Source organism: Thalassolituus marinus (assembly GCF_020320395.1).
GTDB classification, from domain to species: domain Bacteria; phylum Pseudomonadota; class Gammaproteobacteria; order Pseudomonadales; family Oceanobacteraceae; genus Venatoribacter; species Venatoribacter marinus.
This window is the reverse complement of the sequence record NZ_JAEDAH010000094.1, coordinates 1-9799: the sequence shown is the minus strand read 5'-3', so window position 1 is coordinate 9799 and position 9799 is coordinate 1. Positions and strand designations below refer to the sequence as shown.

6 protein-coding genes are annotated in these 9799 nt (G+C 54.0%); 4 read left to right on the top strand and 2 right to left on the bottom strand.

What is annotated here, in order from left to right; translation table 11 throughout:
• Nucleotides 1-398: 398 nt before the first annotated feature.
• Together I9W95_RS14745 and I9W95_RS14740 are read right to left on the bottom strand one after the other, a co-directional pair.
• Nucleotides 399-1517, bottom strand: coding sequence for an ABC transporter substrate-binding protein (locus I9W95_RS14745; RefSeq protein WP_225676230.1), 1119 nt, complete (start codon nt 1515-1517; stop codon nt 399-401).
• 171 nt (nt 1518-1688) lie between these two features.
• The gene (locus tag I9W95_RS14740) at nt 1689-3722 is read right to left on the bottom strand and encodes a TonB-dependent copper receptor (RefSeq protein WP_225676228.1); all 2034 of its coding nucleotides are present in this window, start codon (nt 3720-3722) and stop codon (nt 1689-1691) included.
• 260 nt (nt 3723-3982) lie between these two features.
• Here I9W95_RS14740 and I9W95_RS14735 point away from each other — a divergent pair, with 260 nt between their 5' ends.
• The 4 genes from I9W95_RS14735 to I9W95_RS14720 all read left to right on the top strand — a co-directional run bounded on the left by I9W95_RS14735 (nt 3983) and on the right by I9W95_RS14720 (nt 9679).
• On the top strand, nt 3983-4468 hold the full coding sequence (locus I9W95_RS14735; protein WP_225676226.1) for a FecR domain-containing protein: 486 nt from the start codon (nt 3983-3985) through the stop codon (nt 4466-4468).
• Nucleotides 4469-4647: 179 nt separating this feature from the next.
• Entirely contained in the window at nt 4648-6351 is a 1704-nt protein-coding gene (locus tag I9W95_RS14730; RefSeq protein ID WP_225676224.1) for a jacalin-like lectin, read from the top strand.
• A gap of 114 nt (nt 6352-6465) precedes the next feature.
• Nucleotides 6466-8001, top strand: a complete 1536-nt coding sequence (locus I9W95_RS14725) for a hypothetical protein (RefSeq protein WP_225676222.1) — start codon at nt 6466-6468, stop codon at nt 7999-8001.
• 88 nt (nt 8002-8089) lie between these two features.
• Nucleotides 8090-9679 (top strand): hypothetical protein, encoded by a 1590-nt coding sequence (locus tag I9W95_RS14720; protein ID WP_225676220.1) that lies wholly within the window; start codon nt 8090-8092, stop codon nt 9677-9679.
• The last annotated feature ends 120 nt before the right edge of the window (nt 9680-9799 follow it).

The window sequence follows — 9799 nt, the reverse complement described above, 5'->3', positions numbered from 1 at the left end:
TGGTGCGACACTCGCCGCGATCGCAGCCAACGGCAGCTCCTACCGAAAAAATCACTCCGCTCATCCTGAGCCTGTCGCCCTTCGGGATTTCCGGACTGCGTCCGGCCTCAGGACGAACGGTGATTTTCCACCATTCATGGTTTTTACTGCGTCACGTTATTTGTAGGAGCGGGCCATGCCCGCGACGGCGGCACAGCACGCCCCTATACGGCATAGCGTCTGCTGCGCAGACGTTCGCAGCCAACGGCAGCTCCTACAAAATGATTTCACAGAGAGCGTTTCACCGGCCAGCAGCAGCTTTACCGCGGCGTTTATGCAGGAGCGGCTGTTAGCCGCGATGGCGCGCGCAGCGGGCCTCTATGCGGCCTTGCCCATGGTAGTGAGTGGCCAGCGTCAGTTTATTCTGTGCCAGACATTAATATCCGCATAACCCCCTGAGTATCGGTGGTGTAATGCTCGTGTTCACTGTGCGTTCTGGTCAGGCGGAGAAAATCCAGATCGTTCCAGTTCTGCGGCTGCAGAAAATCACGATAATGGTTCAGATTAGCCTGGGTAATAACATCCAGTTTGCGATAAACGCTGCGCTGGGTAGCCGGAATCTCACGACCATGCGCGTGATCGTAGGCCATCACCAGTGCCAGTGCACCACCGATAAATTGCCCACCTGTGGTGGCGTATAAAATGCCTTTGTCCACAGCCTCAATTCCTTCCTCACTCCAGTCAAAACCTGCCAGTAAAATATCATTACCAGCCTGGCGCTGATGAACGCGGATACTGTTGGCCGCAGCCAGGGCCATAGCATCGCTGGCAGCCCAGATCAGATGGGTTTGCGGGTAGCGACCGAGCAGAGCGATTGCCTGCGAGGCGGCGACGTCTTCTGACCAGTTGGCGTATACCAGCTGGCGCAGGCGCAGTGTCGGATCAGCTCGCACCCGTTGCTTTAACCCTTCGCTGCGAGCGATGGCTGCGGTACTGTCGCGCATGCCAGATATCGCGATCATTTGCGCAACCCCGGAATCATCGGTCAGGTTACGTGCTACAGCCGCCTGCTTAAGTACGTCAGCCTGTTGTCGGCCAGCATCAAAGTCATCGGGAATAATACGCGCCAGCCAGTGGCGAAAACGGGTCTGTGGTTCGCCGCTCTGCTGAAATTCACGTTCAGGGATGTCGGTGTTAATCAGAATGGTATTTACACCGGCCTGCTCGGCTGCCTCCAGTATTTTGATTCCCTGTGAGAAAAAATAATTAAAAATCAGATAATCGGGTTTGGGTCGCTGAATCAGCGTGTTCAATGCCAGCTCGCGGTTTTTAAAACGATCGCTGTCTGAATACAGCACTGTCAGCTCGATATTAAGATCCCTGGCCGCAGCCCGCATAAACTGCGTGTTCATGTTCCAGAACGGATGGTCGGCACTGGCCGGATTAATAAAGGTAACCCGTATCGGTCTGTTTTCAGCGGCAAGACTGAGGGCAGGGATAAACAGGAATATCAGTAACAGCGAGCGAAGGGTGGTCATCAGGGGATTCTTCAGGAATATTCCTGTGGAATTATAAAGCTTCGCGTGGCTTAAGGGGGACGTTGCAGGGTTGCCTGTATGGGAAAGAGTGTTGGCTGGAACGGATTAACAGAACCAGCCATTAGCGGAACGGACTTACACGGAGGCAGACCGTATAAGCCCGGCTTTATATCAGCGGAAAGACCACTGCATTTTCAGCCACAGGGTACGACCCGGTTCATTAATGCGCGTGGTTTGTTCATAACCGGAAATATTCGCGCCACTGCGTGAGATATGTTCGGCATAAGTCACATCGAACAGGTTGTCGATACCCGCGGTCAGCAGCAGGTCATCCATCGCGCGGTAGCCGGCATTCACGGAGAACACATTAAAGCCGCCGGTCTTACCAATATCCTGACCGACAATATTACCTGTGCCTTCGGCTACCCGATTCTGGTCGCTCACTAAACGCCACAGGGCACCGCTCGACCAGCGACCGCTGTCGTAATTAATGCCCAGACGACCTTCCAGTGGCGGCATCTGGCCCAGAGCTTCGCTGTCGCTGTCATTGCTGCCATGCACCCAGGCCAGCGTCGCATTGCTGGTCCAGTTACTGGCAAAACGCAGGCTGCTGTCTGCTTCCAGGCCGTAAGTGGTGGCGTCGATATTGCGCGCATTGCTGGCGTAAACGCTGACGTCTGGCAGGGTTTCGATCAGAATGTAGTCGTTATGTTTTGCATAAAAGGCGGAAACCGATGCCTGCAGCTTGTCGTCGCGGTGTATCAGACCGATATCCAGCTGAGTGGTTTTTTCCGGATTAATATCAAAGGTTGATGCCGTGCCTTCGACGCGCATGCCCATCATATTGACGCTGGCAGCCGGCAGCTTAGAACGCTCCCAGTAGTCGGCAGCGCGCTCGGCGTGCCCAAGGCCGGCATACAGGCGATGTACGCTGTCGAGCTGATGTTCGTAACGCAGAAAGGCGCTGGTCAGGGTATTACGGTCGGTCATGCCGCTGGTGTCTTTACCGCTACGCAGATCTTCAGCTTCATCTTTGTTAACACGCAGGCCCATGTGTACGCTGCTGCCCGCGGTGTACTGGTGATCCAGCTCGGCATACACACCATTGCTTTCGAAGCGCATATCATCAACGCGAGTCAGGCTGTCGATATTCGGCTCCATCTTGTCGCCGGCTTTACGCAGTGAGTGATCGTTACGCTGAGCGTCGATACCAATGTCCAGCTGGGTACGCTCGGCGATATCCAGTGTCGCAGCCAGTGCTGCGCCTTTGGTTTCACGATCCGGGTTGGACACCATATACATGCCACTGACGTCACGCAGGCTGTAGTTATCCATCACGTGGTCAACGTAGTTGCGATAAATGCGGCCTTCTACCTTGTTAACCAGTGGCGAAATGTTGGTTTGCTCGAAGCTCAAGCCCGCATTGCTGCGATCGAAAGCCACACCATCCATCGTGCGGTCGCCGTAACGTGCTTCGCCGTCGCTGCGGGCACCGCTCAGTTCAATACGGGTGTCGGAGGATGGTGTCCAGCCAACGGCAGCGTTGGTGCTCCAGCGGGTATAGGCTGAATGCACTTCATTGCCGTCGCCGTCTTCGTAATTATTGGCGTCGGAGCGGGTGCCGTTAAGGCGTACGTAACCGAGTTCACTGCCCGCTTCAATCTGCGCCACCTGATCGTTGCGGTCGGCGCTGCCGGCCAGCAGGCTGACATCGCCATGCACCGCTGAGGCGCTGAAATCCGGAGCGTCGCGTTCAAACAACACCACACCGGCGCTACTGCCGGCACCGTATTTCACACTTTGCGGGCCTTTAAGTACTACCACTTCGTCATAGGCTTCGGGAAATACGTAGGCGGTGGGCGGGTCCATACGCATACCGCAGCCACCGAGAATCATTTCGCCATCGAGCAGAATATTCAGGCGTGAGGCGGCCATACCGCGGAAGACCGGGTCACCGTCGGTGCCGCCTTTACGAATGACTGAGAAGCCCGGAATGTTTTTCAGCAGATCCGCGCCATCGTGGGCAGGAATTGGCTGGCGTGGCGCCCTGGGATCAGTACTGACAGTCAGTACGTCGGATGTGGCTGGTGCGACTACGACAACTGGTTCCAGCGCGGTGGCGCTTGTGTCGGCATAAGCTGCAGCAGACAGCACGGAAGTGACAGTGATGGCTGTGGCCAGGGTATGACGGGTCAGACCGGACATGACGGATTCCTTGAGAATATACAACTGGCGCGGAGGATATAGGCTTGGGCGTGCGGCGGCGATGCGACAGGGTGTCGCAGCCATGATCTGCAGCAAGGGTCGTGCATCAGGGCTCATCGTGGCGGCCGTTGCGATCATCCTGTTTTCGTATTTGTGAAAAATATTCACTGGCAAAAGGTCGGATGCCATCACAGAAACGCACCTGCTACTGTGTGTAGTCTACCCGGCTGATATTCATTGCCCGCAGGCAGGAGGATTTAATGGCACATCAACAGACAGCTCCCGCAATCGGAAACACGCGCGTATTGTGGATTGCGCTGACGCTGCTGCTGGCGATTCCTTCTGCGGTGTATCTGTTTATTGCGCCGGAAAATAACGCTCAGGCTGGTGATGTGGTGACCTATACCACCGCTGCGGGTGAAGAAAGGAACCTGCGCCTTGATGATGGCTCAGAAGTCCATCTGCAGGAAAACTCCTCCCTGGCAGTCCGTTACAGCGATCAGCAACGTCGTATACAGCTCACCAGTGGCAGTATTCAGGTTGTGGTAGCGCCGGAAGTGAATCGTCCGTTCTGGGCCCAGGCAGGTACCCTGCGTCTGCGTTCTGACGTCTCAGCCTTTACTCTGCGCCTGAACCACGAAAGTGTGATGCTGCAGGTACTCGAAGGTGAAGTGCGGGCACAGTCTCGTGGCGAGGTGCAGACCATTCCGGCCGGACAACGCATTGTGCTGGCCCAGGCGCGCTAAGCCATTCCCATCGGAGCGTCGGCTCCCGTTCCCGCAGTCTCTTTAACTGGCCCGATTTGCCATCCCGGCTGGCTTGCATAGTCCTCATTCTGTCATATTGTTTATGGTACAAAAGTACCTAAATGCTTTAGGCAATTAATAACAATAAATACTCACCACACAATCGGGCAGGTCGGGATATGAAATCACTGACAGTTGCCGCCGTGCTCAGTGCACTGGTGGCTCCTAATGCTATGGCCGAAAGCGGCTCTTTCACTACGCTGACCTACAACGTGGCAGGTTTGCTGGAGGTTTTTTCCAGTGCCGAGTCTGATCGTCAGGCAGCCACCGAACAGATCAGTTGCTACGTTAATGAGTTCGATGTCGTTAACGTTCAGGAAGATTTTAATTATCACGCTGCACTCTACGATACCTGTAACGACCATCCTTATCGTTCTGCAACCACAGGTGGTATGGGTATTGGTAGTGGCTTAAATACCATGAGCCGTTTCCCGTACACCGACTGGGAACGGGTAAGCTGGGATAACTGTAACGGTGTCGACTGCTTAACCCCAAAAGGATTTACCCTGGCGCGTACACGCCTGGCGGAAGGTGTATATGTGGATATTTATAACCTGCATACCCAGGCGCAGGTGGAAGATGCCGACCTTGATGCCCGCCGCAAAAATATCCTGCAGTTAGCGAATTTTATTGAAGAAAATTCTGCTGGTAACGCAGTGATTGTAATGGGTGATACCAACACTCGTTATACACGCGGTGGCGACAATATGTGGGAATTACTCAATCGTGGTTTCGATGATGCCTGGATTGAATTAACCCGTAATGGCGATGTACCAGCCAGCGGTGCCAGCGCACTAACCTGCGACCCGAAAGTTACTGATGCCAACTGCGAAATTGTGGATAAAATTCTGTATCGCAGTAACGGCTATATTCAGCTGGATGCGACCCTGTACGATATTCGTCAGGACGACGTCACAACCGATGGCCTGAAATTATCAGATCACCCGCCGTTACAGGCCGACTTCACCTACACCACCCGCAGCGACCGTCAGCTGTCTGATCCCTTCGGTGGTCCACATGGCACAGCGTTTAATGATGTTTCACTGCTGCCGGAAAACCCGCTGACGAAAACAGTCAGTCTGCGCGCAGGTTCCCGTGTCGATCAGGTGGCAATTACGCTTAGTCAGGGGTTCCGTTTTTCTCACGGCGGTACTGGCGGTAGCGAACAAACGCTGACACTCAACAATGGTGAATACCTGACAAAAATGGATGTTTGCGCCGCTAAGAAAGACGGGCACACGCGAATTTTCTACAGCAAATTCACCACTTCCAATGGCCGCTCAATTGCGGGTGGTTCCACCACCTCAGACTGCACAACATTTACTGCGCCAGACGGCTGGCAGATTGTTGGTTTTCATGGTCGCGCAGGCAGTGAGCTGGACAAAATCGGGGTGATTTACGCACCGCAGAACAGTGCTGCTGCGACGGTCAGCTGGAGCGCTGTGCAGAATCAGGCCTCTGGTCTGTGTCTGGATATTAAAGGCGGCACTATGGCCGATGGTACCAATGTTCTGCAGTGGACATGCTCAGGAGCTGACTGGCAGCAGTGGCACTACGACGACTCCACCGGGCTGGTACGCAGCAAAAACGATCCGCGCTTTTGTCTGGATAACAGCAACGCATTCGGTAACGGCGCCAATATTCAGCTGCACACCTGCAATGGCAGTGCTGCCCAGCAGTTTGTTCTGAATGCCGAGGGTGTGCTGGCTATGCGAACGCTGCCATCACAGGTGGTGGATGGATATGGCAGCGCCGCCGGTGACAACGTCGGCACCTGGTGGAACTGGGGTGGTGCCAATCAGCGCTGGTCGTTAGTGCCGTAATCGTTGGCTTATGCCGGTGAGTATCAGCAGCAACGTCAGTTTACGGGGGAAAATCAGCTTATTGCTGATTAACACAACAGGGAGCAGTCGCCCCTGAATAATATGGAGAGTTATATGGCCACAATCAGGATACTCGTCGCGCTATGCTTTGCCTTATCGGCACAGGTTTATGCGGCCAGTGACAACCTTTCGGTACCTGCCAGTGAAAGCGACGGTGCGTTGTATCCGCTGCAGCTGGATATGACGACGGGTAATGATGGCGGTACACAGTTTCTGTCGGTGGGTGCGGATATTCTGCAAAGCCTGAAAGACTCCGCATTGGGATTAAAAACCGATCTGGAAAGCACCTGGTTCAGCTGGAGTTACAACCGTGGTGTGGGCACGATTCCGGATACCTGTGCTGACGGCTACGATGCTGGCCTGGGGCTTTGCGCACAACAGTGTCCGCAAGGCTACGACTCAGTGCTGGGTGTATGCTGGCAGCAGTGTCCGCAGGGCTTTACCGATATGGGCGCAGTGTGTGCCAGCTGGGCAAAATGGGTAGCGAAAGACAGCTTTACCCAGGACCTGCAGGTGATGACCTGCGCCGACGGTATGGTGAACGAAGCTGGCCTTTGTTACGAACCGTGCGCGGATTCATTTAACGGTGTCGGCCCACTGTGTATTGGTCAGTTTGACGGTAGTCAGGGCGAAGCGTTACTGAATGCGCAGGTATCTGAACAGCACGATGCAGCTCAGCAATCGGCTTCAGCCGGCGGTATTCAGCTTACTGACGAACAGGCACCACAGCTGCGTACAGAAGTGATCTTTACTCCGATTATGTGCACGCTGGATGCCTTTGATGGCTTGTTCGGTGTGGTTCCGGACCCTGCATCGCTGGCGGCGATGGGAGTCGATGCTGCAGGGGATGCGGTTATCTCTGCTATTTCTGACGCTGTTCCGGCGGGTGGGGCATCCTTTATACCAAGCGTTGCCGATACCGTACTGTTTGATTTTTCTGCGGATGCTTATTGTGCCGATGATGGCGTGGTAGCCACTGCCGGTCTGAATATGGACCCGAGTATTACCGTACAGGTGTCTACCCGTATGTTCGATCCGGCGCTGCATAACCTGGCAGGTGTCGATCTGGGCATTATGCAGGTTTCTGTTTATGAACTGATTCCGTTCCGTATTTACGGCACCGTTGGTACCACGCTGGGCGCTGAAACAACGCTGACATCAGTTATCGATCGCAGCATGCCGGCATTAATGGTCGACGGTAAGCAGTATTCAACCCAGACCGCTCTGGAAGTAAAACCGGAAATGGATCTGTGGCTGTCGTCAGAAGCTTATATCCGCGTTACCAGTATTTTCAGTTTTATTCCGGACCTGCTGCAGCTGGGTGCTGAATTCAAACTGCATGTTCTGGATGTGGTAATGCCTTATCGTGTCGATGAAGGCCTGCGTCAGGCGGAGAGTGGTTATGAACTTTACCGTCAGGAGCAGCTGCGCAGCGAGCTGTCGTCGGGCCATGGCTATGTGGATACTTTCCTGCGTGTACTCGGTATTGAAACCAACGCCTTTGGCGATGAAGCCGATATTGAATGGCAGGGACATTCACAAACGGATGAGATCTTTGATCGCGAAACAGCGACGCCGGTTTCCATCTGATACGGGTAAGAACTCAGGGTAATTCTGGGAATACGGGCCGGCATTATTGCCGGCCCGTTATTTTATTTCTGCTTCTTCAGGGAAGAGCATGCGTTTATTTATTCGATCAGCCATTGCACTGGTAATACTGGCGATCCTTGCCTTTACCGCTTTCTGGCTTTATCTCAGCAGTCTGCCAACGGTAGCACCACAACAGGTATCGGTTAACGACGCCACTGTCAGCGGCAGTCAGTGTCTGCATAAGGGGACCGAGCAGCAGCGTGCTTATCAGGTCAGTGCCAATGTGCGCTCATCGGCCGGGCAAAAAAATCTGTATGACTCTCTGCTGACTTTTCGTTTCCAGTTGCAGCCATTAGGGGGAAGCCGGCTGGCGGGTAAGGCAACGGATATTCAGATTGCAGAGCAAAGTGGTGCAATACAACGAATTGATGACGTTGCCTTTATGCTGCGCAGCAGTGAAGGTCTGCCGATGGCCTTTGTGGCTTTTAATGACCTCGGGCTGATGCAACAGCACCCGATGAAAGTGCTGGCGCAGGTGATTAAAAATTTATCGGTGGGTGCAGAGGACGAAGTGTACCGCTACGCCTACGATGGCTTGCAGCGTTTATATCGCTACCGTAAACAGGATGATCGCTGGCAGCGTACTGTGTCGGCACCCGGTGCTCAGCAGGCGTCTGACAGTCTTCAGCCAAAGTGGCAGGTTGAGCTGGACGATCAGTGTTTACCACGCATGATGAGTGCCGATGAAATTCAGGCGCTGACACTGAGCGGTGAGCAGGGCTTTATCCGCTTTGTCGTCAACGCAGAGCGCACCGACAATTATCTGTCAGCCGATCAGTTTCAGCTCACTGCTGACAGCAATAGCCATCACCAGTGGCAGGTGCAGAATCTGCAGCCACAGCAAGGTGGTGATATTGTTGATGAACAGAGTATGTGGCAGGCGTTTGACGATTTTAATGAGACACACAATGTCGCCGAGTTAAAACAGGCGGCCAACTGGTTGATGGAAAATATCAGTGTTTACGATCTGGCGCTGGATATGCAACAACAGTCCGATCAGACCAATCGCGATATCATTTTTGCCCTCGGCTTGATCAAAACGCCACAGACGGAGGCTTACCTGCTTGACCTGTTATCCGGTTTGCCTGGAGGCAGTGCCGCCAATGATCTTAATCGCGTACGGGTGATGGTTGCGGTGGCTGGTTATGAGCAGGTCAGTCAGTATGCCTATGACTCGCTGGCGCTGTTAGCAGACTCCGCTGCAGAGCCGGATAATATTCGCGACAATGCTCTGATTAATATGGGCAGCGTTGCCCGCCAGATGGCAGCACAGGGCGAGGATGTCAGTGTCACCATGAATAACCTCAGCGCCACACTGCTGAGCGAGTTACAGGCGGATAATGCATCTGCTGCTATTTTCTCCGCCGGTAACGCAGGCCTGAATCAGTTAAGTGATGATGTCAGTGATGCTATCAGCAGCAAGCTGACAACAGGCAGTGAAAAGGAACGTTACGCTGCTGCGGTGGTGTTGAGTCGCGATTCAGGGCGCTATTCGCAGTTATATTCGCAGGCACAGAACGAACCGTCGGCGCTGGTGCGTAATGCTATTGTTCAGGGATTGTCGCGGGCGGGCATTAATAGTGATCAGCAACAGGCGCTGATGGCATTAACTCAGTAAATGGAGTTTAACCGCTGGGCCACTGCTGTCCCACAGATTTTTATTTGAACTTTTGTGAGATATTCCAGGCCCCTTGTCCTCATAGAGGGGCCTTCCGAAACGTCGGACCGCCCCTATCGC